This window comes from Shouchella patagoniensis (assembly GCF_002019705.1).
Taxonomy (GTDB): domain Bacteria; phylum Bacillota; class Bacilli; order Bacillales; family Bacillaceae_D; genus Shouchella; species Shouchella patagoniensis.
Map to the genome: position 1 here is coordinate 926185 of NZ_KV917377.1, position 26253 is coordinate 952437.

Sequence of the window (26253 nt, forward strand, 5' to 3'; positions counted from 1 at the left end):
TCCCATCAAGACGTTTGCTCATTACCGACAAGCATTGTGCCAATTCGGATGAACGTTGCCCCTTCTTCAATTGCAACTTCAAAATCATTTGACATTCCCATAGACAATTCCGTACACGGCGCATGGTGCCAATTTTTTTCTGCAATTTCATCACGGAGTACCTTTAATCGGTTAAATACAGGTCTTGTCCGCTCTGGATCCACCTCATAAGGAGCCATTGTCATTAGTCCAATAACTTCAATCGCCGAATATGGAGCAAGCGCCTCTATGAAAGCTGCTGTCTCTTCTGGTTTTAATCCACTTTTGGACTCTTCTCCAGATGCATTAACTTGGATAAAACATTTTATTGGCTCTTTCCCTTCAAACCTTTTCTGCAACTCTTTAGCGAGACTTATCCGCTCTAGTGAATGGATATATGAAAAAGAATCAACAATATGTTTTGCTTTTTTTGATTGCAACGAACCAATAAAATGCCAAGTCGCAGCATCACCAATTGCCGCCGTTTTCTCACGGGCACCTTCTACTCTATTTTCACCTAAATGATGTATGCCAGCTTCAATCGCTTGTTTCGCTGTATCATTCGAAACGTACTTTGTTACTGCAACTACTTTTACACTAGCAGGATCTCTATCGCTCTTTTCACATGCGCTCCGAATTCGTTCATTTAAAAGCGCGGCATTTTCAAAAACGTTTGCTCGTTGCATTTCTTATTCACCCTTTTTTAAACCCGATTGCACTCATCATTCTTCCAGTCATCCCTTGTGCTTGACGATGAGAAAAAAAAGCATCTTCTTCAAACGTGCACATATCAGACATATGTATCTGTTCAGCCTTCAAACCAACCTTTAACAATAACAATTGATTGAGTTTAGGTAAATCAAGCAAGTAATGCCCAGGTCTAGTACTTTCATATGGTTTTTCTTCCCTAGCCGGAAGTACTCGATCTACTTGTTCAATAACAGGCTCATTAACTTCATAGTGTTGCTGGGAGATACTTGGCCCAATTAATACATGGATATCGCTAAGCTCAATCTGATAATTTCTTATCCATAACCCCACAAGTTTAGGACCTATTTGTTTGACAGTCCCTTGCCAGCCCGCGTGACATAAAGCAATGTATTGTGCATTCTTTGCAACAAAATAAAGCGGCACACAATCAGCATATAAACTAGTCAACAAAATGCCTTTTTCATTTGTGTAAAGACCATCTGATTGTTTAATGGCAGTATCTAAATTCGCCGCTCCTCTTCCAGCGTCTCCTCTAGTTACTTCTACAATTGTCGAGCTGTGAATTTGTTCGGACCCAATCCATTGATCAAGAGGAAACCCGATATCCTTTGCAACTAGGTGACGGTTTTGTTGAACATCCTGCTGTTCATCACCAACATGAAAACCCAGATTTAATGAACTGTAAGGGAACTTACTTGTACCGCCTTGCTTCGTCGTAAAACCAGCAAACAGGTTTGGGATTAGCGAGGAAAAAGAAACCGCCTCCAGTACTCTTTCAGAACGCTTTTCCCACTGTGTGTTGTTCATACGGCTTCCTCCTGTTTGCTAATATTCATTTGTTCTTCATTTTATCATAAGAACCTCAAGAGAAGAAATAATTTCAATTGTCGCGGTTAGCTTTTCTTCCGTACCATCGTAGATGGCTCTTGTAATTTTGCAACATTATAACGATCGGGTAGTTCAACTAATATAACATCAGACCCGATCTTTAATATGTTTTTCCAAGGAATAATCACTTCCTGATGATCTCGTTGTCCAAGTAGCTGCATCACTTTCCCACTACTTGCGATAATAATTGCTTCAATCTTTCCAGTTTCCAAATTAATATCCAAGTCATTTAAATGACCTAAGCGTTTTCCATTTTCCATATTCACTATGTCCTTTGATGACAATTCCGATATTTTTATCATTCAATACCCTCCCCATCTATGCTTGATTTTCTATCCTATGCTTATCCATTTAAAGATTATGTTAAAGAAAAAAAAGCTTGCGTCAACTAAAGTTGACGCAAGCCTCTTAAGATTCAATATGCTTATTCATTTGTTGAATAGCCCCTTTTTCGAGCCTAGACACTTGTGCTTGGGAAATACCGATTTCGTCCGCTACTTCCATCTGTGTTTTGCCTTGAAAAAAGCGCATATTTAGTATTGTCTTTTCACGATCATTTAACCGAATCATTGCTTCTTTTAAAGCAATCTCTTCAATCCAATTTGCGTCTTTATTTCGTTCATCACTAATTTGATCCATTACAAAAATTGGATCTCCACCATCATTATAAATTGGTTCAAATAAAGAGACTGGATCTTGAATTGCATCCAAAGCAAAAACAATGTCTTCTTTTGGAACTTCCAATACAGCCGCAATTTCTTGAACTGTCGGTTCTTTCTCTCTTTTTTTCTCTGCCATCATTTGGTCACGAACTTGCAAAGCTTTATATGCAATATCCCTTAACGATCGAGAAACTCGAATTGGATTATTATCTCGTAGATACCTTCTAATTTCTCCAATAATCATCGGCACTGCATAAGTAGAAAATTTAACATTTTGCCCTAAATCGAAATTATCAATCGACTTCATCAACCCGATACAGCCCACTTGAAACAAATCATCTACGTTCTCGCCGCGGTTATTAAACCGTTGAATTACGCTTAATACAAGCCTTAAATTGCCATTTACCAACGTCTCTCTAGCTGGTTCATAGCCCGATTGCAACTGCGCAAACAACTCACGCATCTCAAGATTTTTAAGTACTGGCAGTTTTGATGTATCCACGCCGCAAATTTCTACTTTATTTCGAGTCAAATTCTTTACCCCCTAGACGGAAGATGATGTCAAAAAAAGTATCTCCCTGGGAAATTAAAAATATGCACTCGTAAAAGTAAGCAAAAAAGCGAATGATTGATTGAGCATTGTTACGGCACAGTTTTTAGACTGAAAAATATTTTTTCCAAAAAAAGAAAGAGACCGAGTCTCTTTCCTACACCATTTTGTTAAATTCCTTCTGCAACCGCTTGATAATGCGCTTTTCAAGCCTAGATATGTAGGATTGAGAAATACCTAACATATCTGCAACATCTTTCTGCGTTTTTTCTTCTGAACCAGTTAATCCAAATCGAAGCTCCATAATTTGCTTTTCCCTACTAGAGAGCGTATGCAACGCTTTAACGAGTAAACGTCTATCTACACGTTCCTCAATTCCTTTGGTGATGATATCTTCATCCGTGCCCAGCACATCAGATAACAACAATTCATTCCCATCCCAATCAATGTTTAATGGTTCATCAAATGATACTTCTGACCTCGTTTTATTATTACGACGCAAGTACATGAGGATTTCATTTTCTATGCACCTTGACGCGTACGTAGCCAATTTAATCTTTTTCTCTGGGTTAAAGGTGTTCACAGCTTTAATTAAACCGATTGTACCGATGCTAATCAGATCTTCGATGTTAATGCCAGTGTTCTCAAACTTGCGCGCTATGTATACAACAAGACGTAAATTACGTTCAATTAACATTGAACGAACAGCCTTGTCTCCACTTGGCAGTTTTGCAAGTAATTCCGCTTCTTCTTCTTTGGACAATGGCGGAGGTAGAGCTTCACTCCCACCAATATAATAAATTTCATCCGCTTTTAAACCTAATTTTTGAAGTACCCGATTGATAAATAGACGCCATTTCATTTTGATCATCGATGTATCCTCCTTTTTTAGCTTGCCGATTGCACAACAAGTTGCGGGTGAACAATACACTGATATTCTTCATCGGCTGATAGTGTATGTGCAAATAATCCGATAAGCACATGAGATGTTTCAAACGTTTCACCGTCATAATGAATACGAACTCTGTCCGGTTTTAAGGCAGCCATAAAAGGTTCTCCTTGCCCAACCGCTCTAAAAGGTACAACCCGAACCCGTTTCATGAGTATTGAAGGGTTTTCTTCTGTTGTTAATTCTACAACTGCGTCAACTTCTTTTTGTCCAAAAGCACGATAAAACATCGATGCTTCAGCAACCATAACCGGCATTTTCGTAATTGGATCTTTCAATTGATTACCTGTATCAACCAAACCCCACATCGAAAAATGTTCTCGCGCAATCCAAATTTCCACTTCCGCTAACTGATCAGCCTTCATTTTTCTTAGTTGGAATGAATAAACTTGTTGCTTGCTAAACAAAAAAACGAGTGGAAAGCCTATAAGTACGAAAAGCCAACTTATCGCACTGCCGCCAACTCCATAACCAGGTAAATGCGAAAGAATATCGGCTTCCGTTTGAAAAAAGTAATGCATTGCAAACAAACCACCGCCGGTAACAAACGTAATAAAGTAAAACGTGGCCAAGCTTTTAAAAAAATACGAAAATCGTTTGTAACCAAATGCGATGAATACTATTGCGCCTGAATAAATAAGTTTAATAACAGGATTCATAAACAACGCGGCATATGGAGTAAACATAAAAAAAACAATTAACGATGCAAATAATGCGCCTATAATCATCCGAATATGCCGAAAACGTCGTTTAAGCAACATAGCAGTGCCTGCCAATAATAAATAATCAATCCCCGCATTTAACAGCCAAATCAAATCAAGATAAACCGTCATTTATGCGCTCCCTTGCTTTGATAGAATTCAGTATAGTGGAAATTTAACTGGAAGTCTGTCATTTCATGACATAGACAAGCTTGTTATTTTGATAACTTTTGGCTAACACTGTCCAATCTTAGAAACTTGCAGCAATAGCGAGAATGATTCACATATAAACACCAAAAACATGCTACACAAAAGGCGTAACATGTTTTCAGATTAACATTTATTCTATCTCAATCGACTGGCAAGCAAATTCTTTTGTCTCTGTTACCTTTTGAAAATGTTGCATGGAAGGATCAATAAAAACCAAACACATTTCCCCCTCACTAAGGCGTTTATAAATGCCTCATAATCATTTGCTGATAAGGTCGTATATCGTTAATTGTTCTGGTCGTTGCACATTTGAAGAAAAAGCAGTAAATTCTAAACTTTTCGGCACCCAATTTCCAGCTTGTTTATGATACACAATTGGAAACAAACGCTGATTAAACAAATATAAGCTCTGCATGTTGATCAAGGTAATCAATTAGTGCATTTTCTACTCGGTCTTGCTCATAATATGAAAAGAAACAACCAATTATAATGAAGAAAGCAGCACCTACACTATACAAGATTGAGAGATGTTCTACCTTCCAACTTGCAAACGTCCTTTTGGCTACAAAAATGGATAGTAGATAACTCATTAGTACTAGAAGAATAACCAAATAAAATGGCAATGTACTAAATTGCTCTATGCTGATTGTTGGACCAATAACAAAGAAAATAAAAAAAGCACGATCATCGCAATCCGTAATGATTATTTCGCACCGCGATAGCCACCAATATAGAAAGAAGTTACATAACCAAATAAAAGCAAAAGACCTGCTCCTGCAAGGCATACTAGTCAATAAAAGCTCTATAAACTATACTTGGCCAAGCGGATTGAATTAGAAATGGTAAATAGACAACATAGTGATGATAGTTAGTCGCTTCCCATTCCTCTGAATAATACAATTTCCCACTTTCTAAATCCAATTGCTTTGCTAGGCCTTTTAATACTGTCGTTTTTCCTGAACCGTTTCTACCAATCAGAACGGTCATACAATGTTTCGGCAAGGATAAATTGTTTGGTCCTTTGTCTCGAATCCACCCCTCTTCAATCGTTAACATCATACTCCTCCTTTAGTAGATTAGTAACTATTTGTTCCATTTCTTTTTTAGTCATCCCTTGTTTTGATGCTTGCTCCCATACATCCTTTACTTGCTTTGCTACATGAACATACAAACGTTGACGCTTTCTTTCACTAGGAATTTCTTTTGCAAATGAGCCAATCCCCTTACGTGTGTAAATGTAACCTTCTCGCTCAAGTTCAGAGTAAGCCCTTTTGACAGTAATTACACTAACACCTAATTCATTTGCCATCGATCTAATTGATGGTAGTTCCTGATTTTGTATTAAACCGCCTTCATAGATCGATTCCTTGACTTGACTCATGATTTGTTCATACATCGGTTCAGAACTTTCAACGGAAAGCTGGATCCACAATCTTCATCACATTTTAACAATCAGAAAAAAGGTTCTTTGTGAGAAAAACAAATAAAAAAAGGACGTGAAGGGTTTCCTTCACGTCCTTTTTTTATTTAACGATTACGTCTATTACGTAAAAACGTTGGTATATCAAGTGTATCAGGTTGTTCTTCTGTTTGTTGCGGCTTTTGACGATTTTCAGAGCGCTTTGCTTCTTCTTTCTGTTGCACGGGAGCTTGTTTTTGCTTAGTCGGTCGATTTGTTACTGGCTGTTTTTTTTCAGGGCTTTCTTCAAAGCCAGTTGCAATTACCGTAACCACAATCTCATCTTTCAAGTTCTCATTAATAACAGAGCCAAAGATCATATTTACCTCTTCATCACAGGCTTCAGAGACAATTTCAGCCGCCTCATGAACTTCATACAAGCTTAAGTTCGTTCCCCCTGTTATATTCATCAGAACACCTTGTGCGCCGTCAACTGATGTTTCAAGCAATGGACTCGAAATTGCTTTTTTTGCGGCTTCCGCAGCTCGGTTTTCACCTGTAGCTATGCCGATTCCCATAAGTGCTGATCCTTTTTCACTCATAACCGTTTTTACATCTGCAAAGTCAAGATTAATAAGACCTGGTGTAGCAATTAGATCAGAAATACCTTGTACACCCTGACGTAAAACATTATCTGCTTCTCTGAACGCTTCTAGCATTGGCGTATTCTTATCCACAATCTCAAGTAGACGGTCATTTGGAATGACAATCAACGTATCAACTTTTTCCTTTAAAGCACTAATACCAGAAATCGCTTGATTTTGTCGTTTACGTCCTTCAAAAGAAAAGGGTCTAGTAACAACACCTACTGTTAGTGCACCTAATTCTTTGGCCACTTCAGCAATGACTGGTGCAGCTCCAGTACCAGTTCCACCACCCATACCGGCAGTGATAAACACCATATCTGATCCACCTAGAACTTCTTCTAACTGTTCCCGGCTTTCTTCAGCCGCTTTTTTTCCGATATCCGGATTCGCGCCTGCTCCTAGACCTCTTGTTAACTTACCACCAAGTTGAAGCTTTTTTTCTGCTTTTGAAAGATGCAACGCTTGCGCATCCGTATTGACTGCGATAAATTCTACACCTTGCAACCCATTTTCAATCATTCGGTTGACGGCGTTTGAACCACCCCCACCAACGCCTATTACTTTTATTTGAGCTAATTGTTCCATATCCATTTCAAAATCAAACATTGTCAAATCCCCCTAACCAGACTGGCTAACAGCTTTTTCGTTTTTATTCGAAAAACGTTTTAAACCACGACTTTACTTTCGATTCTTTCTTTTCTTCTTGTTGCTGTTTTACCTCTTGACGTTTCACTTCTTGACGTTTACTACTGCGATTGTTAGAAGTTGGTACTTCAATAGACTCTTGCTCATCCGCGTGGGAAAATGCCGCAGCAATTTCTTTCCCTTGAACTCGTCCATTTTTATGGGCAAATTGAATTAATCCAATACTAACTGTATACTTCGGTTCCCGCACACCAATATAATTGGGAATCGCTACTCGAATATTTCCTTCGAGCATATCCTTTGCTAACTCCAATACGCCCGGAAGTGCAACAGTGCCCCCAGTCAATACGAAGCCACTTGGGAATTGTCTAAAGCCTAGCCGAACGAGTTCACGTGCAGCAAGCTCTACAATTTCCTCTACGCGTGGTTCAATTATTTGAGCCAGTTCCAACTGTGTTAATGTTTCTCGTTCATTTGAACCAATCTTTTGGATTGTAATTTGTTCTTCGGGTGAAGCTTCATCAATAAATGCATGTCCATACTTACATTTAACCCGTTCTGCTTCTTCAGTAGTAAGCTTTAGACCTACAGCAAGATCATTCGTAATATGGTCTCCACCTATTTGAAGTACGGTCATGGCTGCGAGTGTGCCTTGATCAAATACAGAAACGGTTGTTGATCCTCCACCAATCTCAATCACACAAACCCCAAGCCCTTTTTCATCTTTTGAAACGGCCACGGAACCAGCCGCAAGCGAATTCAAGCAAATTTCCGCTACCGAAAGACCAGCTCGTTCTACACAGCGCAACAGATTATGCAACACCGTCTTTGAACCTGTGATCATTGTGCCTTCCATCTCTAAACGGACTCCAATCATTCCTTTTGGATCAGTAATTTCATCGAGTCCATCTACAATAAACTGCTTTGGAATAACATCAATAATCTCTCTTTCTGGTGGGATTGACACTACTTGAGCTGCATCGATCACTCTCCGTACATCTTCAACCCCAATTTCACGGTCACTACTAGAAACTGCTACGACACCGTGGCATGGGGTTAAATCAACATGGCTGCCATTTACGCCAACAACCACATGTTCAATCCGTATTCCAACCATTCGCTCAGCCTGATCCACCGCTCGTTTGATGGATTTAACCGTCTCATCTATATCAACGATCGTTCCTTTACGGATTCCTTCAGAATCGACATTGCCAACTCCAAGGATATTAATTGAGCCTCCAGCTACTTCTGCCACGACAACTTTCACAGAAGATGTTCCAATATCCAAACTTACATACGTTTCACTGCTCACCAATGGCACCTCCCCATCTGCACAGTCATGGTGTCTTCTCATTTTTTAATCATATTTTAATTACATACAAGTATTCAACAAGCTTAAGTGGAATCCTTTTTAATTCTAGCAGTATCTTATGTATAAAAAGCCTACGAAGACTCTTGTCTTTTAGTCTACACCAAGTTGGAGATAGAGAAAAGACATAACCTTCCGCGGTTTAAACAATCATTCCTCTATTTTTGCTTTATTTTAGTAACAAAACAGACCACAAAGCCTTCGAAAGCTTAAAACTTCTCTGGATTTTTTAAAATCCTCCCGCAAAAATCGATCAAAATGCCTATTCCTCTGCAGTCTGATTCTCTTTGAAATAAGGGCTCATTTTCATATATAGCACTCCATCCTTCTTTGCATCTATTTGAGCATAGACTTGCGGATATGGTTGCATATACTGAGCGAAAGAGCTGACTGCTGTACGCACTTCCATTCCGTCGTTCATAAAAAGAGTCAATTCATCTTTTGAACCATCAGTTGGTGTAAATAAAATCTCCGAAATACGCCCCACAATTTCTGGAGCTGTTTTAACAAGCTCTTCCCCCATCTGTGCGAGCATTTCTTCGTCTTTAAACCCAACTAAGACCGGAGCATCACCAGCAAGTTGGTTACTAGATACCGCCTCAAGAGTTTGTCCATTTTGTAAAAGAGGGCGATACCCTTCTTCACTAGCTACATAACCAACGCGTGGATATTCTTCAATAGTCACATTTACAGTAGACGGTAATTCACGTTCAATTGCAGCGTGTTGAATTTCAGTCACTTGCTCAAGTCTCTCTGTACGCTCTCCTTCAGCTAGATTCCACATATTCATTCCTTGTTTTATGCCACTTTCTGTTAAGACTACTTCATCCGTTACAAGTTGATTGCCCGAAATTGTTATTGTTTTCACATCACTAAGCGGGCTCTGAAAATAAACAAGCAAGATAAGCAACGAAAAAAACAACAAAATAATAGCCAGCATTCGCCGGTTCGCTTTTCGCTTCCGCTTTTCCTGTAAGGTTGGAATTCGCTCGTTTACCGAAACAACTTTTTCATCTCGACTCACATTTGTTCCTCCAAACTGTTCCATTAATACGGAATGTAAACGGATATCCAGTCTCCCTACGACTTACAATACGTACCCTTTTTATCGGTTAACAAAACATTTACTTTACTCTTTTTCTCCATTTTAGCACGAATATCCTGTTTCTCTCCACACGAAACAGAAAAAGAGTGGGATTACCCACCCTCTTAACGTGCATGCCTACTAATATTCAACAAAATTCCTAACGACATGAGCATTAATGTTAATGACGAACCTCCATAACTTAAAAGAGGTAACGTAATACCAGTTACTGGCATTAATCCTGTTACAACTCCAATATTAATCATAACTTGAATAGCCACCATAACCACAATTCCTACTGCTAAAAAGCTACCAAACAAATCTGGAGCACCAAGCGCGATTCTTATGCCCCGCCAAAATAAAATGGAAAATAAAGCAAGTACGATCATACCTCCTAAAAAGCCCATCTCTTCTGCTAGAATCGCAAAAATAAAATCCGTTTGTGGTTCAGGTAAATAAAAGTACTTTTGTCGACTCTCTCCAAGTCCCATCCCAAGCAAGCCGCCCGGCCCTATCGCAAATAGTGATTGAATAATTTGAAACCCACTTCCAAGTGGATCACTCCAAGGATCTAAAAAAGAAGTAATGCGCTGAATTCGGTAAGGAGCACTGGCAATCAACCCTACAAAACCAGCAACACCTAATAAACCCAATAAAACAAAATGTTTAATCCTTGCGCCAGAAATAAAGATCATCGCTATACATGTGCCCACCATTACCGACCCTGTCCCTAAATCAGGCTGCAGCATAATCATTCCAAATGCCAACATAACAAGTGATAAAGATGGTAATAAGCCTCTCTTGAAAGAGGTGATCTTTTTTTGATGAATTGCCAAATAATTGGCTAAAAATACAATCATTGCGATTTTCGTAAATTCTGAGGGCTGGATTGAAAAAGCTCCCACTCCAAGCCAACTACTAGCTCCTCCCCGCACAAGTCCCACTCCTGGTATAAGTACAAGGACAAGTAAAATGAAACAAATCACTAGCATTCCCTTAGAATAGGTTCTCCATGTCCAATAATCGATTCTCATAATTAAACACATGAGTACAATACCAACGCCTCCAAAAAACAATTGGCGTTTGGCAAAGAACCACGCATCATCAAACCGATAAGTTGCCCATGCTGCGCTAGCGCTATAAACCATGATCAGCCCGATCGTTAATAGCCCAATCGTTGTTGCAAGCAAAATTAAATCTGGAGCAGATCGTTGCTTATCCATTACACTCACACCTTTGCTTCATACGACGTCTAATTTAACTATATGAGGTGTGGCAGTTAAACATGTCCAAAAAAGAAGCCTGCCATAACCCGGCAGGCTTCTTACTTAATCTATTTGAAGAAATTCACTGACCGAAGTTAGAAAAGCTTCTCCTCGTTCTTCAAAAGATTTATACTGATCCCAACTTGCACAAGCAGGTGAAAGCAAGACAACATCACCAGGTTGTGATTCAGAAAGAGCTACTTTCGTAGCGTCTTCGACCCGTTCCGCTTGAATGGTTTTCAAACCAATTTTTTTTGCCAGATTTGATAACTTTTCTTTTGTTTCCCCATATGTAACGAGGACTTTGACATGCGTTAGACTTTGTGACAATTCATCAAATTCATTGCCCCGATCTAACCCACCAGCGATAAGAATAATTGGCTTAGAAAAAGCAGATAGCGCTGCTTTTGTAGCTAGAATATTTGTCGCTTTAGAATCATTGTAAATCTGTATACCGTCCCAATCTCTAACAAATTGCAACCGGTGTTTAACCCCTTTAAAGCCTTTTAACACCAAACGGATTTGCTCACTTTTAGCACCAGCAAGCTTTGCTGCCGCAACCGCAGCAAGCATATTTTCAACATTATGTGCTCCAGGAAGTACAACCTCACTTAAGTCGATAATCGTTTCTTCTTGAAAACAAATCATCCCTGCTTCCACATAAGCGCCTTTTTTAACTTTTTGTTTAACAGAAAAAGGAATTTTGTTCCCATTTAATTGAGAAGCCGCTGCTACCACGATCTCATCATCTGCGTTATAAACAAGTGCATCAGATTCATTTAAATGAGCACCTATTTTTGCTTTTGCCCCGATGTATTCTTCTCTTGACCCATGGTAATCGAGGTGTGCATCAAAGATATTTAACCAAACAGCTATGTTTGGTTTAAATGCTTCTGTACCCATCAATTGAAAACTCGATAATTCAAGGACCATAATATCATTCGTTGTTGCACTTTTAGCTACTTCAGACGCTACTGTTCCAATGTTACCAGCAATCAATGGCGTACGTCCGCTGTTTTCAAGCATTTCTTTAATTAATGTAGTTGTTGTGGTTTTTCCATTAGATCCAGTGACAGCAACAATATCCGCCTCTGACAAACGATAGGCTAGTTCAATCTCCGTCCACACAGGCAACTGACGACTTAATGCCTCCTGTACAAGGATGTTTCCATATGGAATTCCAGGGTTTTTAACCATTAAATCCATACCATCAAGCAAGTGTAGAGGATGCTCCCCACAAACCACTTCAATGCCAAGTTGTTCCAATGCTTTTGCTTCTGGATTTTGATTATACGCTTTATTATCATTCACAAGGATACGTGCGCCGAGTTCATGTAAGATTTTAGCAGCAGCAAAGCCACTTTTTGCTAATCCCAAAACCAATACACTTTTCCCTTTTAATTCATCTACACGTCTCATGTTAGCCACACTCCAATGTAGATACCCATAATTGCAAAGACCATGCCTACAAGCCAGAAAGTTACAACCACTCGCCATTCTGACCAACCTGATAATTCATAATGGTGATGTAATGGACTCATTTTGAAAACACGTTTCCCAGTCGTTTTATATGAAATGACCTGAATGATAACCGAAAGCGTTTCAATAACAAATACACCGCCAACAATAATAAGCATTAATTCCATCTTTGTTAGAATCGCAATCCCGGCAATTGCGCCACCAAGTGCTAACGATCCCGTATCGCCCATAAATACTTTCGCCGGATGAGCATTAAACACTAAAAACCCTAATACAGCACCTGTTATAGCAGTAGAAAATAGAGCTGCATCAATAAAACCTGCGCTCCAAGCAAGTATGGCAAAAGCAGCAAATGCAATTGCCCCTGTTCCTGCAAGTAAGCCATCAAGACCGTCTGTTAAATTGACCGCATTGCTTCCAGCTAGCAACATAACAATGACAAGTATTGGATAAAACCAACCTAATTCAAGCCCAATTGATGTACCAGGGATTGAAACAAATGTATCTAAATCAATGTATAACAACCCTAAATAGAACAAGCCTGCAATTAATAGTTGGCCAACCAATTTTTGTTTTGATGTTAAACCTAAATTATGTTTTCTCGCTACTTTTAAATAATCATCTACAAAACCAACAATCCCGTAACCAATCGTAACGAGCATTAAGAGCAATAATTCCACGCTGAACTCATTAAACACTCCGCCAATAGCAATGGATGTAATTAATATAGATAAGACAATTACAATACCGCCCATTGTTGGTGTTCCACTTTTCTTTTGATGGGATTTAGGTCCTTCTTCCCGAATACTTTGCCCAAACTTCAAACGTCTTAAAAATGGTATAAATAGCGGTGACAAAATCACTGCAGCCGCAAACGAGAGAAGTAGAACGAATAATAACGTCCATTCTTCCATTACTGATGGCCTCCTTTGACAGCCGGTAAAACATGCTCAAGCGCAAGGCGACGTGATGCTTTCAGCAGTACAACGGTGTCTTGTTTCAAATATTGATTTAAATGGTTTGCTGCTGCTTCTACCGAAGTTGCATGGTATGTACGCAAACAATCGCATTCTTTTTCTTTAATCGCTTCATAAATCCAACGTCCTTTTTCACCAACAGTAATGACAACCGTAATCGGCCAGTCAATTACTTCTGCCACACTTTTATGAAGCCACTCTTCATCTGGCCCCAATTCATAGATATCGCCTAATACAAGTACTCGTTCTTGATAACCAGGCAGTTCTTTTATGGTTTTTATTGCAGCTTTCATAGAAGTAGGATTTGCATTATACGCATCATTAATAAAGGTAGATCCATTTGGACCGCTCACTTGTTCAAGACGCATTCCACTAATTTTAATCTTATTGATCCGTTCTTGAATAATTGTTTGACTAATACCTAATTTACGTGCAATCCAAATAGCATAAGCAACGTTTTTGACATTATGTTTGCCCAGCAAATGAATACTCCAGCCCTTTTCACTTCCTAATGAAAATGTATATCCAGAACCTACACTTTGTATTTCAGTTAGAGGGACATCAACATCGTCACTAAAACCAATTTTAACTGGATTCCAATCTTCGTAGTCTGATAGGAGTCTTTCATCACCATCAACGATCAGCCACTTTTGTTGTTTAAGCCCAGTAGCAATTTCCATTTTAGCTGCAGCAATTCCTTCACGAGAGCCTAAATGTTCAATATGTGCTTCACCAATATTAGTAACAACTGCAGCATTAGGTTGGGCAATCTCTGATAATAATGCAATTTCTCCAGCATGGTTCATGCCCATTTCTATCACGGCGTATTTGCAGTCTTTAGGCATCGCCAATAAGGTTAAAGGCACACCAATATGGTTATTTAAATTCCCTAACGTTTTATGAACAAACTCTTCTCCGCCTAGAAGCTCACAAATCATATCTTTTGTAGTCGTCTTTCCATTCGAACCAGTAATGCCGATAATAAACGGATTTACTTGATTTCGATATGTTTTTGCTAATTGCTGTAAGGCAACTAATGTATCCTCAACGAAATAGACCTGAAAGGAATCTGGTAATTGATCAGGAAGAGACTCTCCTTCATCCCAAAAAGCTGCTATTGCTCCAGCCGCTATCGCTTGATCCAGAAACTGGTGGCCATTAAAACGCTCCCCCTTCAGCGGAACAAACAGTGATTGTTCTGCGTGTTTTCTTGTGTCTGTTGATACAGACAGAAACGTGAATGGAACATTTTCTAAACGAACCTGTTTGGATACCGTTTCAACTAAGCTTGAATGAATGCTCATTGTATCCGCTCCTTCAATGCAGCCCGAGCGACTTCCCGATCATCAAAATGAATCCGCTCTTTGCCTATCTCTTGATACGTTTCATGCCCTTTTCCAGCAATCACAACAATATCCCCTTTGTTCGCTTGCCCAATCGCTGTTTTTATGGCCATTTTTCGATCTTCAATCACAGCAAATTGATCAGCGTCCAGTAAAGTCGTCATATCTGACAAAATTGCTTTGGGATCTTCCGTTCGTGGATTATCTGATGTGAAGATTGTTTCGTCCGCATATTGTACTGCAATTCTAGCCATTACCGGTCTTTTTGTTGAATCACGGTCTCCACCACAACCAACAACAACATGAACATGATTTTCTGCAAAGTCTTGTACTGTTTGAAGAACATTTTCTAGGCTATCGGGCGTGTGAGCATAGTCAACAATTACCGTAAAGTCTTGACCTGCATCGACAGCTTCAAAACGTCCAGCCACACCTTTCACTTTTTTCAAACTCTGTTTCATCTGAGTAAGTGTTAGGCCTGACATATAACCTGCCGCTATCGCCGCAAGGGCGTTATAGACATTAAATAAACCGATCAACTTCAACTCTATTTGAATTGACTCACCAAATGCAACTAACGTAAATACCGTTCCAGCAGCCGTCACTTTTACATTTGTCGCCTTAAAGTCCGCAGCTTTTTTAATTCCATAAGTAACAACATCAGCGGTTGTCATTTGAATTAATCGATCACTCACGGGATCATCACTATTGATTACTGCAACCTTACCTTCATAGGTGTTGCCAAGCTGTGAGAATAATAAACTTTTCGCATATAAATAATTGTCCATAGTCTCGTGATAGTCAATATGGTCAGGTGTTAAATTTGTAAATACCGCGATATTAAAATCACAACCACGAACTCTCCCTAAGTGCAAGGCATGAGAAGATACTTCCATTAGAGCAGTATCAACTTTATTATCCACCATCGCGCGGAAGCGCTGCTGCAAAACAAGAGATTCTGGTGTTGTATTTCGAGTTTCAATCATCTCATCGGCAATTTTAGTATACATCGTTCCAATTAAGCCAGTCGTTTGTTCTGCATCCCGAAACAGGCGATCTAGAATGTGCGTAACTGACGTTTTCCCATTAGTTCCTGTCACACCAATGAGATTTACTTGTTTTGTTGGTTCACCGTAAAAGCGACTTGCTAGGCGTGCCATAACTCGTTTCGTATCTGAAACCATAATAACTGGAACTGACACAGATAAAGGCCGCTCTGCAACTATAGCTACGGCCCCCTTCTCGATCGCTTGTTGTGCGAAATCGTGTCCGTCCACAGTATAACCATTGATGCAGAAAAAAAGCGTACCTTGCTCGACGAGACGAGAGTCCATCTCCAAATGGGTAATGTTTATTGTTTCATCTTCACTTTTCAAAGGTTCAGCGCCTCGTAATTCATGAAGCAATTCTTTCAAGATCATTTTATTGCCTCCAAAGTTTCAACAATCCATCGTTTCTCGATGAATGAAAGGATTAAAAACATACGTAATTTATTTTAGTCGCTCTCGCTTGTTTTGTCACCCATATATACACGGATTGTTGAATCTTTTGCTACACGAGTCCCTGGCTCTGGAGCTTGCCTGACAACTGTATCCCCTTCACCAGAGGCACTTAAGTACAATTCATAGTGTGAATCATGGATGTCTCTGCGCGTACGTCCGATCAAATCCGGAACTTCTACTAAAGGCTCTTCTGGCCAAACAAGCTCTTTTTCAATCTGATCTTCGCGTTTCTCCACTCCCATTGCTTCTAAACTATCACCAATAATTTTCCCAGCAATGGGTGCAGAAACGACACTCCCAAACTGAGCTGTCCCTTTTGGATTATCCACAGCAACATAAACAATAATCTCTGGATCATCCATCGGTGCTACGCCGATAAATGAAACAATGTAATTGTTATCTAGATACCGTCCATCTTTCGCTTTTTGCGCTGTTCCAGTCTTTCCACCAACACGGTAACCATCAACAAAAGCATTTTTACCTGATCCTTTTGCAACAACATTTTCCATTGCGTAACGAACTTGCTCTGAAGTGTGTGAAGATATGACTTGACGTTTCATGACTGGCGCTATTTGTTCAACGACTTCTCCTGTTTCATCGTCAACCCATTCTTTTGCTAGATGAGGTTCATACAAATACCCACCGTTAACCGCTGCTGAGACAGCTGCAACTTGTTGCAATGGGGTCACTGCAACCCCTTGACCAAAGGCAGTTGTCGCTTGCTCAAGTGGACCAACACGGTCACGATTAAACAAAATGCCTTTCGCTTCTCCTTGAAGATCAATTCCCGTTTTCTCACCAAAACCAAAGTCCTCAATATAATTAAATAAACGATCAGTACCCAGCCTCTGTCCAAGCTCGACAAAGCCAGGGTTACAAGAATTTTGAACAACTTCTAAAAAGGTTTGTGACCCGTGACCACCCTTCTTCCAACAATGCAGCTTCGTTCCTGCTACATCAATATAACCAGGATCATAAAACGTATCATTTTCTAAATCGACTACTTCTTCTTCCAGTGCTGCTGCAAGCGTAATCAGTTTGAATGTTGATCCTGGCTCATATTGCATCCAAACAGGTTTATTTTGATTATAAATCTCTGCAGGGACGTCCCGATAATTTTCTGGGTTAAAGTGTGGTCGACTACTCATCGCTAACACTTCTCCAGTTTTAGGATTCATAGCGATAGCAATTGCTCCATCAGGGTCATAGTCAGCTTCGGCAATATCTAATTCACGTTCGACAATTGTTTGTACCCTGCTATCAATCGTCAATTTTAATTTAAGTCCATTTATCGGCGCTTCATATTCATCTGCTAAGTTTGGCATCTTTGTCCCTTTTGCTGTCGAGAAAAAAGACACATGCCCTTTTTCCCCTTTCAACTTCTCATCATAGTAATTTTCTAATCCCGTCAACCCTTGATTATCGATCCCAGCGAAACCAAGTACATGTGACAAGTAGCTACCAAACGGATAGTGGCGCTTCGAATCCTCCGCGATGTACACACCATCTAAGTTTAATGCGCGAACCTCTTGGGCTTTTTCTTGAGTTAATTTCTGTCCTTCTGGACGTAAATAAACATTTGATGAACTTTTAGTAAGTGCTTCATAAGCTTTTTGGCGGTCCATATTTAAAGCAGACGCTAACTTCTCTGCTGCATCGGCCGGATCAGTCACTTGACGTGGAAAAACAATAACAGAAGGTGCACTAATGTTTGTCGCAAGTTCGACTCCATTTCGATCAACGATGTCACCCCTCTTAGGTTCAAAGGGAATATTCCTCCCCCAAGAGTCTTCTGCTTTATCCGTTAGCCACACACCTTGTCCGAACTGAACATAACCAAGCCGAGCAAGAATAATTACAAAAACGGCTAGACCAATAAAAAAAGCTAATAGAAGCCGTTTCCTTACAGTCACATTAGATACACGCACGGCTTTCCCCCACTTTCTACATAGAACGATTTTCTTGGTCTAGCCTATGCTTGTTTTACAATTGATAGAACCGTAATAACGACGAGCAAAAACCCTTGCCACAATAGTAGCAAGGGTTTTTAAATCTATTCATTACTTTCGTTTTCATCCGTTTCTTCATCATCTTGCTCTTGCTGAATGTCCTGTAATTCACTTCTAGTTACAAATTCGACTGATAAAGCTTCGCCTGGAGCAACCGGAGTGTCCGGTGGCACACTTTGCTCTTTTAGAAATCCATTCCCGCTATAACTCATGTCCAAGTCTAAAATAGCTCCTATTTTCATTACATCTCGATAGGACCAACCAGTCATATCAGGTAACGAATACGACTCACTATCTGTTTGTACAATGACTCGCTCACCTTCAAGCAGTTTGGTTCCAGGTAAAGGTTGCTGGCTTTCTATTGTGTCGCCATCACCAACAACTGTTAGCTGATCTTCATCGAGTTCGTTTAACACACGTTCTAAATCCATCCCAGTAACATCAGGCATCTCTAACCCTTTTTGACCTGCTTCAGCAATTAAGTCATCATCACTAGGTTCTAGGTCCATATAAGACATACTACGTTGCATAACCGCATTAAAAATTAACGATACTGGATCATTGCCCGATTCATCTTCAGCTAAATTCGGCTTTGTAACAGAAACATATAAGACAACCTTAGGATCTTCGTAAGGAGCCATTCCTAAAAATGAGTATAAGTATTGACCGTGTCCCTTCAAATACTGTCCATTTTCAACCATTTGAGCAGTCCCTGTTTTTCCAGCTACATCGAGACCTTGAATATTATATTTGCCTCCAGTGCCATGTTCTTCGTCAACAACACCTCGCAATAGTTCACGCACTTGTCTCGCTGTATCTTCAGAGATAGGCTCACCCGCTATTTCACTTTCCCCTTGAAACAATTGATCCCCATTTTCATCTTCAATTCCTTTTAAAATATAAGGCTTCATCATCACTCCGTCGTTAGCAATCGCCATTGCACCCTGAACCATTTGGATCGGTGTAGCCGTTGACGTTTGACCAAAAGAGGTTCTAGCTGCATCTGAACGCCTGCCCTGTTCAAGTTGACCAGCACTTTCTTGATCCAAATCAATACCTGTTTTCTGCGAGAAGCCAAACGCTTCTAAATAGTCATAAAAAGGCTTAATTCCAATATGCTCTAGTACAAGCTTTGCCATAAGCACATTTGATGAGCGATGAAACCCTTCTTCGTATGTGATTTCGCCCCAGCCAGAACGATTAACATCACGAATATCCTCGGAATAGGCATCTATTTCATACTTACCAGACTTGTATTTCGCATCATTTTGAAAAACACCTTCTTCAATTGCAGCAGCTAGTGTAAACATTTTTAATGTCGATCCAGGTTCCACAGCATCTTGAACCGCAAAGTTTAAATAATTTTCAATTTCGCCATATTCATTCGGATTAAAGCTCGGTCTATTTGACATTGCTAAAATTTCACCAGTTCGTGGATCTGCTGCAATAGCAGTCATTTTTTCTGGGGCATATTCTTCTTCAACTTGAGACATCGCTTGTTCAAGTGCTGCTTGAATATTTGTATCAAGAGTCGTATAGATATCTGCACCATTTTCAGGTAATGTTATTCGATCTGATGCCGCACTTAACCCTTTACCGAGGCTTGTATACTCAATATGGCCATCTTCAGAACTCAGATAGTCGTCCATTCTTCCTTCTAACCCCATATTGCCCACGCTATTTAAAATACTTTGTTGACCAATCACATGGGAAGCAAACGTTTGTTTCGGATAATATCTGCGACTTGTTTCTTCAATAACAATTCCTGGTAGTTTTAACTTTTCAATTTGTTCTTTTTCACTATAGGATAATAAACGCGAGCCTGCTCCCAACTCTATTTGATAACGCCCGCTTTCAATCGCATCGGTCAGTCGACCTTCAAGCTCGTTTTGTTCCATATCTATAAACGGCGAGAGTTCTTCTGCAGTTTTTACTGGATCTTTAACAAATTGATTTTCTCCTTGATTTTCAGAAAGAACAGCCACAACATTATAAGAAGGGACATCTTCTGCTAAAACACTTCCATGTCTATCTAAGATTGAGCCTCTCGAACTATCAATTACTTGAGAGCGACTGTACTTCTCTTCGGCCATAACAGTTAGATCATGACCTTTAACCTCTTTTGTTGCTTGAATATATGTCATTCTGCCAAACAAGACAAACAAAGCTCCTATAAAGAGGAACAGAAGCAAGACAGCCCGTTTATTTGTGACTGCACGTTTAATTTCCATCAGATTTCCTCCCTCCTTCATTAAAAGAAAAAACTAGTTCACATTGAACTAGTTATGTTCTCCAGGTGGCTTCATTCCTAGGTTCGCTGCTTTACGCATCACATTTTCTGGAGCGCTAAGCTCTGCTAATTCTGTTTTTAAACCTTCATTCTGTGAAGCGACTACACTATTCTTTTGTTGCACACTCTGAATCGACACATTTAAGCCGTAGAGTGTTGAATAATTATGTACGATAAAGCTTAACATCACAAACAGAATGGCTGCACAAAATCCTGCTATCACTTTTTCCCCAAATGTAATGCGCGCCCTATAACGTAAAACCTGTTTCTCTTTTTTTCGAACGTCGTGCTGCGGATGATGGTTTGGTTGAATTTGTTGACGAGCTCCCATAATCATTCCTCCTTCGTTAATCGGTATCCTTTTCAATAATACGCAGCTTAGCTGAGCGTGATCGATTATTTTCTTCTAGTTCTGGGTCACTGGCAATGATTGGTTTTCTCGTAATTAATTTAAATGGCGCTTGTTGGTCATCAGGAATAATTGGCAACCCTTTAGGCAAATCAGGAAGCTTTGTTTTTTCTTTAAAAACTTGCTTACATAATCTGTCTTCTAAAGAATGGAATGTAATTACAGCCATCCTACCTTCAGCTCGCAACATCTCAAGTCCATCTAAAAGTGCTTCCTCAAACGCACCAAGCTCATCATTAACGGCGATGCGAATCGCTTGAAACGTTCTTTTTGCCGGATGGCCTCCCGTACGTCTTGCAGGAGCAGGAATAGCTTCTTTAATTACATCAACGAGTTCACTAGTCGTTTCAATCAGCTGTTTTTCGCGACGCGCCTCAATTTTTCTGGCAATTTGCTTTGCAAATTTCTCCTCCCCATAGCGGGATATAATCGAAAGGAGTTTGGCATAAGGCCATTCGTTAACAACTTCTCTTGCAGTAAGCGCAGCTGTTTGATCCATACGCATGTCAAGTGGCGCATCTTGATGGTAACTAAATCCCCGACTAGCTTCATCTAATTGCGGAGAAGATACACCCAGATCAAACAAAATCCCATCCACTTTTGTTATACCTTGATCTTTGAGTGCTAATTTTAAATAACGGAAATTGCTACGAATTAACGTGAACTTACCTTGAAAACGTGAAAGTTTTTCTTTTGCGTACGCTAACGCGTTATCATCTTGATCAAATGCATATAAATGACCAGAATCTCCCAATTGTTCCAGAATACGCTCTGAGTGACCAGCACCTCCTAACGTACAATCGACATAAATACCGTCTGCTTTTATATGCAAACCTTTGACAGACTCTTCTTTCAACACAGTTGTATGTAAAAACATATAGCACCTAATTTCTTTCTTCTTTAGAGATCAAAATCAACTAAGTTCTCTGCGATATCCGCAAACGATTCTTCAGATTCTGATACATAGTCTTCCCAAAGTGATTTGCTCCATACTTCCATCCGATTTGACACACCGATAATGACACACTCTTTCTCTAGTTGAGCATAATCACGTAACGGCGTAGGCACATTCATTCTCCCTTGCTTGTCCAATTCACATTCTGATGCTCCAGAAAAGAAAAAACGGGTAAATGCACGTGCATCTTTTTTCGTAAATGGAAGCTCTTTTAATTGCCCTTCCAATTTGTCCCACTCTTCTTTTGGGTAGACAAATAAGCAGCGATCAAGGCCACGGGTAAGCACAAATGGGGTCCCGAGATGGTCACGAAATTTAGCAGGTACTATCATTCGGCCTTTATCATCAATCGAATGCCGATACTCTCCTAAAAACATCGTCTGCCAACCTCCCCCCACTTTCTCCCCTTAACTTACCACAAACCTCCACTTTCCACCACCTTGATCTCTAGTTTTCCACAGAATTAAAAAAAATCCTGCTCTATCGCAGGATTTTTCATATATTTTTAATTGACAAGAGCTGACAAGATTACAGGTAGTAAACGAGATGACGACTTGTTAAGGGGGGAGTTTCACTCATCATACGGGTGAAAATGTCACTCCCTGCTAGATTAAGCAGAACAAAAGGGTGTAACATCCGCTCTTGTGGATAACCTAAAGGGTTTAACCAATGAATTGCTTCGTTATATCTATCTAGTTCAAACCCATGACGCATTCTAATTTCTTTTTGCATTCGTTCTTTTAAAAATTGTATTTGCGTCTGAATAAACTCTTTGTTTTTCTCGGCCATCGACTCCACAGTAGAACTAATTTCTGTAGCTAGTTGACGAAGAGGAAGATGCGCTTCTTCTATTTGTTGCGCGGCTGTATTCGAAACTTCTTCAATAGCAAAAGTATGCTGTTCATCTAACCACGCTTCACGTAACTCTACTCCACGGCCATCAATATAACTTTGAATTTGGTCCTCTCTTCCACGCAAATGTTTCTCTACTTGTCTTGGAACAAAAGTTGCAGAAAGTCTTGGAATAACTGGCGTGAGATCAAAACCAAACTCCGCAAATACAGGTTTTAGCGTAGCCCAATAAGCAAGTTCACCCGGACCTGCGACAAAAGCAGCCGTTGGCAATAGCCATTCTTGCATTAATGGTCTCGTCACTACATTATTACTAAACCGCTCTGGGTGAGCATCCACTTCCATCAAAAGCTCTTTTCTAGTAAATGTTAGATCCGTTTCCCGTACATAAAAGCACCCATCTGCATAGTCAAGTCTGCTTCTCTTGCGATCAATTGTATAAAATAGGTGCGCATTTTCTTCGTCTGTTGCAATTGGCGCAGGGTATCCTTTTTCTTGTAAATGCCGTTCGCCTTTTAGCTGTTGATTCTGAACAAATTCTACTTTCTCAACAAGTTCTCTTAAGAAAGGTTTTTCAATCTCTCTAAGTGCAGGGTCTCCACTATCTACATACAATAAGCCTTCTTCATGGAAAAAATCATGCATTAATAGTTGAAAAAAGTCCGTATACGTTACTGCCTGATCTGCATATTGATCTACTTTCGTTTTTAACTCACCTGTAAAATCCGTTTCAGGTAATGTAGAAAATACATGATTTATAAAGTCATTTAACTCTTTTTTTGGTAACTCTTTTGTTGTTGCAGCTTCTCCTTGCGGTTGATCAACAAGCATTCTTTTTTTCCATTTATTTTGCTGACTCGTATAAGCAAATCGAATCTCATCAAGGTCATGATCTTCGCCAGCAATCCAAAACAGCGGCACAACTGGCTGACCTAGTTCTTCCTCGTATTGCTTCGCCAACATAATAACGGACATCGCTTTATAAACAGTAAATAACGGACCTGTAAGAAGACCGGCTTGCTGCCCTCCGACGACAACAAGGCTGTTTTCTTGCTCTAATTTATGTAATTGTTCCAAGCATTTTTGATTGTGTGGCAAGGAACTGTGCTTGTGAGCAAGAAGCTGTATTAAATCTTCTTTATGCGTAAATGAACGCTTGCTTACTTCTGCACTTCTTTTTTTCAGCCAGCCATCCTCACTCGGCATATAGGAAAACAGATCGCTTAATCGATCCGGGCGAGTTACGTATTCAGCCAAAACGCCTTTTAAGCTGTCTTGATCCAGCTCCTCAATTTTCATCGTTCAATCTCCTCATTTATACGGATTCCTTGTATTCCTGTTCCATAATAGCAAAAACAATCCGCACAACCAAATAAGATGCTTCTACATTTAAAATAGGATTCCCCTAGAAACAATTGCTACTATAAGAATGAACATATATGAAGCCGCCGAAGTTAAAAAACATAAGCGCCATATTGCCTTTGCTTTTGTCCAAATAGGGGCTTTGGGATTCACCCAATGAATGAACCACAAAAAGCAGCATATTGAGATTACCATACCTGCTAATGAGATCCACAAACCGTACAATGGCCATAATTCATTCGCCATAAAAACAATTGATATAAGAAAGAATGGCGCTGTACAATCGCTCGCTTTTCTTCCCGCAATAGGACGTTCAGATTTTATTGATAAGAACAGAAACAACAATATATACAATACCGGTGGGGCAATTACTAGCATCGCCACTATACTTGAAAAAAAAACGATCATGAGCAGTGACCTTTATTTAATAAATGATATAACATGTCAATCTTAGGAGTGGTTACCTGATGTTGTTTTCCTTGCTGCATAATATAACCGATGATTGCATCCAACTCTAATTGACGCCCTTGTTGTGCGTCAACAAACATCGACGAGTGATTCTCCTTTGTTTGTTCACATATTGTTAACACATGTTCCCAGCGTTCTTTTGTATCTGTTCGATTAATTGCAGCCATCGCTTCAATAAATACGTCTTTCATCGCTCGCTTATATCCAGGTATCTCAATAAGAGCACCATTTGTTACACCTAGAATCGCTGTTAATGGATTGATACATGCGTTGACTATTAATTTTTTTTCTAGCATTTCTTTATATTGATCTTCCCACTCTACTTGTAACAACTCACTAGTAAAAGCCATCTTCAAGCATGCTGTTACGCGCTTATCCACACGGGAATATGGAGCAATTTTAAGTTGGCCAATCCCTCGAACCTCGACACTTGGGAGCTCCTTTTTTTTAAAAAGACCATATTCAAGTACTCCTACATACACATGGTCTGAAAGTCTGCTTAGCTGCTGAAGATGCGCCATACCATTCTGCACAAATAACCAAGATGCTCCTTCATTGGCTAAAGAACGATTATTTGCTAGGACACTTTCAACATGATATGACTTCACAGCAACAATAATTAAATCATATCGCGAATGAGCATCATCACTTATTCGTGCAGCTATTTGTTTTTTACATTTTAATTTGCCTACAAGTGAAATTCCATGTTCCATTATCAATTCAGCCTGGCGGAGACTCTTACTAAAAATCGTTACTTCTTGCCCCTCTTTTTCCAAGGTAGAAGCAAGAAAGAGTCCAACTGCCCCAGCACCAATTACGGCTATCTTCACCAAATCCCCCCTTTATAAAGCATTATTGTATCATAGAGTCACAGCTACGCATTCTGTATTACCAAACTTTTTTGTTTTTAATGCGCTTACAAGATATTTGTAGTAAACTAATAAGTGTAAACGCCATTTGGTTTAGGAGGATTTATATGAGTATGATTAAAGTTGAACGTTTGCTCATTAATTACAAAACACTTGAAGAGTTCCGTCATTTCAGAGAGTATGGTGCAGCTGAACTATCTATGAAAGACGATCTCAATCAAAGCATCATTGAGAATGATAGTGAGTCCCCTTTCTATGGAATTTATTTTGGTAAGAAGCTAGTTGCCAGAATGAGCCTTTATAGAATTGACGGCAATGTCGACAAATACTTTGACCCACCGCAAGATTACTTAGAACTTTGGAAATTGGAAGTACTTGAGCCCTACCGTGGCAAAAGTTACGGTCGTGCTTTAATTGATTTTGCAAAAAGCTTTAATTTGCCTATAAAAACAAACGCACGTCAAAGCACCGGCGAATTTTGGTCAAAACTCGACTTTGAACCAATTACGTATAATGAAAGCCGAGATCGTGGGGAAAGCCCTTATGTTTGGTTTCCGTCAGGTGTACAAGAACAATCTGCACCACAAATGGAAGCAGCTAATGAAAAAAGTAGTTAAATAATAAAAATAAGCCGCTAATT

The 26253-nt window shown here is 39.7% G+C and carries 26 protein-coding genes; 1 reads left to right on the forward strand and 25 read right to left on the reverse strand.

The window, feature by feature from the left end; genetic code table 11:
- Window positions 1-5: 5 nt before the first annotated feature.
- The 25 genes from BK584_RS04985 to BK584_RS05100 all read right to left on the reverse strand — a co-directional run bounded on the left by BK584_RS04985 (window position 6) and on the right by BK584_RS05100 (window position 25574).
- A complete protein-coding gene (locus BK584_RS04985; protein WP_078391568.1) occupies window positions 6-704 on the reverse strand; it encodes a YggS family pyridoxal phosphate-dependent enzyme in 699 nt (232 codons plus the stop codon).
- A 7-nt stretch (window positions 705-711) separates the two neighbouring features.
- Window positions 712-1536 carry a peptidoglycan editing factor PgeF gene (gene pgeF / locus BK584_RS04990; protein ID WP_078391569.1) on the reverse strand — a complete coding sequence of 275 codons (825 nt, stop codon included), beginning with the start codon at window positions 1534-1536 and terminating at the stop codon, window positions 712-714.
- Window positions 1537-1622: 86 nt separating this feature from the next.
- Window positions 1623-1919, reverse strand: coding sequence for a YlmC/YmxH family sporulation protein (locus BK584_RS04995; protein ID WP_078391570.1), 297 nt, complete (start codon window positions 1917-1919; stop codon window positions 1623-1625).
- Window positions 1920-2025: 106 nt separating this feature from the next.
- A complete protein-coding gene (sigG, locus tag BK584_RS05000) occupies window positions 2026-2811 on the reverse strand; it encodes an RNA polymerase sporulation sigma factor SigG (protein ID WP_078391571.1) in 786 nt (261 codons plus the stop codon).
- A gap of 175 nt (window positions 2812-2986) precedes the next feature.
- Window positions 2987-3700: an RNA polymerase sporulation sigma factor SigE gene (sigE, locus tag BK584_RS05005; RefSeq protein WP_078391572.1), complete on the reverse strand. Its 714-nt coding sequence runs from the start codon at window positions 3698-3700 to the stop codon at window positions 2987-2989.
- 17 nt (window positions 3701-3717) lie between these two features.
- Complete coding sequence (gene spoIIGA, locus BK584_RS05010; protein WP_078391573.1) at window positions 3718-4611, reverse strand: sigma-E processing peptidase SpoIIGA; 894 nt, start codon at window positions 4609-4611, stop codon at window positions 3718-3720.
- A gap of 470 nt (window positions 4612-5081) precedes the next feature.
- Window positions 5082-5483, reverse strand: coding sequence for a hypothetical protein (locus BK584_RS24090; RefSeq protein WP_139365611.1), 402 nt, complete (start codon window positions 5481-5483; stop codon window positions 5082-5084).
- Window positions 5476-5745, reverse strand: a complete 270-nt coding sequence (locus BK584_RS05015) for an ATP-binding cassette domain-containing protein (RefSeq protein WP_218970335.1) — start codon at window positions 5743-5745, stop codon at window positions 5476-5478. Before BK584_RS05015 ends, BK584_RS24090 begins: the two co-directional genes overlap by 8 nt.
- Window positions 5732-6121 carry a GntR family transcriptional regulator gene (locus tag BK584_RS05020; protein WP_078391575.1) on the reverse strand — a complete coding sequence of 130 codons (390 nt, stop codon included), beginning with the start codon at window positions 6119-6121 and terminating at the stop codon, window positions 5732-5734. The genes BK584_RS05015 and BK584_RS05020 overlap by 14 nt, the downstream gene beginning before the upstream one ends.
- Before the next feature lie 95 nt (window positions 6122-6216).
- On the reverse strand, window positions 6217-7341 hold the full coding sequence (gene ftsZ, locus BK584_RS05025) for a cell division protein FtsZ (RefSeq protein WP_078391576.1): 1125 nt from the start codon (window positions 7339-7341) through the stop codon (window positions 6217-6219).
- Window positions 7342-7384: 43 nt separating this feature from the next.
- The gene (ftsA, locus tag BK584_RS05030) at window positions 7385-8695 is read right to left on the reverse strand and encodes a cell division protein FtsA (RefSeq protein WP_078391577.1); all 1311 of its coding nucleotides are present in this window, start codon (window positions 8693-8695) and stop codon (window positions 7385-7387) included.
- Between the two features lie 316 nt (window positions 8696-9011).
- Complete coding sequence (locus tag BK584_RS05035; protein ID WP_169871066.1) at window positions 9012-9773, reverse strand: cell division protein FtsQ/DivIB; 762 nt, start codon at window positions 9771-9773, stop codon at window positions 9012-9014.
- Window positions 9774-9958: 185 nt separating this feature from the next.
- Entirely contained in the window at window positions 9959-11056 is a 1098-nt protein-coding gene (spoVE, locus tag BK584_RS05040) for a stage V sporulation protein E (protein ID WP_078391579.1), read from the reverse strand.
- Window positions 11057-11161: 105 nt separating this feature from the next.
- Window positions 11162-12517 (reverse strand): UDP-N-acetylmuramoyl-L-alanine--D-glutamate ligase, encoded by a 1356-nt coding sequence (gene murD, locus BK584_RS05045; RefSeq protein WP_078391580.1) that lies wholly within the window; start codon window positions 12515-12517, stop codon window positions 11162-11164.
- Window positions 12514-13491 carry a phospho-N-acetylmuramoyl-pentapeptide-transferase gene (gene mraY / locus BK584_RS05050; protein ID WP_078391581.1) on the reverse strand — a complete coding sequence of 326 codons (978 nt, stop codon included), beginning with the start codon at window positions 13489-13491 and terminating at the stop codon, window positions 12514-12516. Before mraY ends, murD begins: the two co-directional genes overlap by 4 nt.
- Window positions 13491-14858 (reverse strand): UDP-N-acetylmuramoyl-tripeptide--D-alanyl-D-alanine ligase, encoded by a 1368-nt coding sequence (locus BK584_RS05055; protein ID WP_078391582.1) that lies wholly within the window; start codon window positions 14856-14858, stop codon window positions 13491-13493. Before BK584_RS05055 ends, mraY begins: the two co-directional genes overlap by 1 nt.
- Window positions 14855-16318, reverse strand: a complete 1464-nt coding sequence (locus tag BK584_RS05060) for a UDP-N-acetylmuramoyl-L-alanyl-D-glutamate--2,6-diaminopimelate ligase (protein ID WP_078391583.1) — start codon at window positions 16316-16318, stop codon at window positions 14855-14857. The genes BK584_RS05055 and BK584_RS05060 overlap by 4 nt, the downstream gene beginning before the upstream one ends.
- Before the next feature lie 74 nt (window positions 16319-16392).
- On the reverse strand, window positions 16393-18327 hold the full coding sequence (locus BK584_RS05065) for a stage V sporulation protein D (RefSeq protein ID WP_078391584.1): 1935 nt from the start codon (window positions 18325-18327) through the stop codon (window positions 16393-16395).
- A gap of 125 nt (window positions 18328-18452) precedes the next feature.
- A complete protein-coding gene (locus tag BK584_RS05070) occupies window positions 18453-20639 on the reverse strand; it encodes a penicillin-binding protein (RefSeq protein WP_169871068.1) in 2187 nt (728 codons plus the stop codon).
- Window positions 20640-20687: 48 nt separating this feature from the next.
- Window positions 20688-21029: a cell division protein FtsL gene (gene ftsL2, locus BK584_RS05075; protein ID WP_169871070.1), complete on the reverse strand. Its 342-nt coding sequence runs from the start codon at window positions 21027-21029 to the stop codon at window positions 20688-20690.
- 16 nt (window positions 21030-21045) lie between these two features.
- Window positions 21046-21984: a 16S rRNA (cytosine(1402)-N(4))-methyltransferase RsmH gene (gene rsmH / locus BK584_RS05080; protein WP_078391587.1), complete on the reverse strand. Its 939-nt coding sequence runs from the start codon at window positions 21982-21984 to the stop codon at window positions 21046-21048.
- Between the two features lie 23 nt (window positions 21985-22007).
- Entirely contained in the window at window positions 22008-22439 is a 432-nt protein-coding gene (gene mraZ / locus BK584_RS05085) for a division/cell wall cluster transcriptional repressor MraZ (protein WP_078391588.1), read from the reverse strand.
- 151 nt (window positions 22440-22590) lie between these two features.
- Window positions 22591-24213, reverse strand: coding sequence for a bacillithiol biosynthesis cysteine-adding enzyme BshC (gene bshC, locus BK584_RS05090; protein WP_078391589.1), 1623 nt, complete (start codon window positions 24211-24213; stop codon window positions 22591-22593).
- 90 nt (window positions 24214-24303) lie between these two features.
- Window positions 24304-24684 (reverse strand): DUF3397 family protein, encoded by a 381-nt coding sequence (locus BK584_RS25525; protein WP_078391590.1) that lies wholly within the window; start codon window positions 24682-24684, stop codon window positions 24304-24306.
- Window positions 24681-25574, reverse strand: coding sequence for a 2-dehydropantoate 2-reductase (locus tag BK584_RS05100; protein ID WP_169871071.1), 894 nt, complete (start codon window positions 25572-25574; stop codon window positions 24681-24683). The genes BK584_RS25525 and BK584_RS05100 overlap by 4 nt, the downstream gene beginning before the upstream one ends.
- Window positions 25575-25720: 146 nt before the next feature.
- Here BK584_RS05100 and BK584_RS05105 point away from each other — a divergent pair, with 146 nt between their 5' ends.
- On the forward strand, window positions 25721-26230 hold the full coding sequence (locus tag BK584_RS05105; RefSeq protein ID WP_078391592.1) for an N-acetyltransferase: 510 nt from the start codon (window positions 25721-25723) through the stop codon (window positions 26228-26230).
- Window positions 26231-26253 lie beyond the last annotated feature (23 nt).

Excerpts from the sequence above, each read along its gene's own strand:
- BK584_RS04985 (WP_078391568.1), bottom strand. The coding sequence starts at position 704 with ATGCAACGAGCAAACGTTTTTGAAAATGCCGCGCTTTTAAATGAACGA.
- pgeF (WP_078391569.1), bottom strand. The coding sequence starts at position 1,536 with ATGAACAACACACAGTGGGAAAAGCGTTCTGAAAGAGTACTGGAGGCG.
- BK584_RS04995 (WP_078391570.1), bottom strand. The coding sequence starts at position 1,919 with ATGATAAAAATATCGGAATTGTCATCAAAGGACATAGTGAATATGGAA.
- sigE (WP_078391572.1), bottom strand. The coding sequence starts at position 3,700 with ATGATCAAAATGAAATGGCGTCTATTTATCAATCGGGTACTTCAAAAA.
- spoIIGA (WP_078391573.1), bottom strand. The coding sequence starts at position 4,611 with ATGACGGTTTATCTTGATTTGATTTGGCTGTTAAATGCGGGGATTGAT.
- BK584_RS05015 (WP_218970335.1), bottom strand. The coding sequence starts at position 5,745 with ATGTTAACGATTGAAGAGGGGTGGATTCGAGACAAAGGACCAAACAAT.
- ftsZ (WP_078391576.1), bottom strand. The coding sequence starts at position 7,341 with ATGTTTGATTTTGAAATGGATATGGAACAATTAGCTCAAATAAAAGTA.
- spoVE (WP_078391579.1), bottom strand. The coding sequence starts at position 11,056 with ATGGATAAGCAACGATCTGCTCCAGATTTAATTTTGCTTGCAACAACG.
- murD (WP_078391580.1), bottom strand. The coding sequence starts at position 12,517 with ATGAGACGTGTAGATGAATTAAAAGGGAAAAGTGTATTGGTTTTGGGA.
- mraY (WP_078391581.1), bottom strand. The coding sequence starts at position 13,491 with ATGGAAGAATGGACGTTATTATTCGTTCTACTTCTCTCGTTTGCGGCT.
- BK584_RS05055 (WP_078391582.1), bottom strand. The coding sequence starts at position 14,858 with ATGAGCATTCATTCAAGCTTAGTTGAAACGGTATCCAAACAGGTTCGT.
- BK584_RS05060 (WP_078391583.1), bottom strand. The coding sequence starts at position 16,318 with ATGATCTTGAAAGAATTGCTTCATGAATTACGAGGCGCTGAACCTTTG.
- BK584_RS05070 (WP_169871068.1), bottom strand. The coding sequence starts at position 20,639 with ATGGAAATTAAACGTGCAGTCACAAATAAACGGGCTGTCTTGCTTCTG.
- ftsL2 (WP_169871070.1), bottom strand. The coding sequence starts at position 21,029 with ATGGGAGCTCGTCAACAAATTCAACCAAACCATCATCCGCAGCACGAC.
- rsmH (WP_078391587.1), bottom strand. The coding sequence starts at position 21,984 with ATGTTTTTACATACAACTGTGTTGAAAGAAGAGTCTGTCAAAGGTTTG.
- mraZ (WP_078391588.1), bottom strand. The coding sequence starts at position 22,439 with ATGTTTTTAGGAGAGTATCGGCATTCGATTGATGATAAAGGCCGAATG.
- bshC (WP_078391589.1), bottom strand. The coding sequence starts at position 24,213 with ATGAAAATTGAGGAGCTGGATCAAGACAGCTTAAAAGGCGTTTTGGCT.
- BK584_RS25525 (WP_078391590.1), bottom strand. The coding sequence starts at position 24,684 with ATGATCGTTTTTTTTTCAAGTATAGTGGCGATGCTAGTAATTGCCCCA.
- BK584_RS05105 (WP_078391592.1), top strand. The coding sequence starts at position 25,721 with ATGAGTATGATTAAAGTTGAACGTTTGCTCATTAATTACAAAACACTT.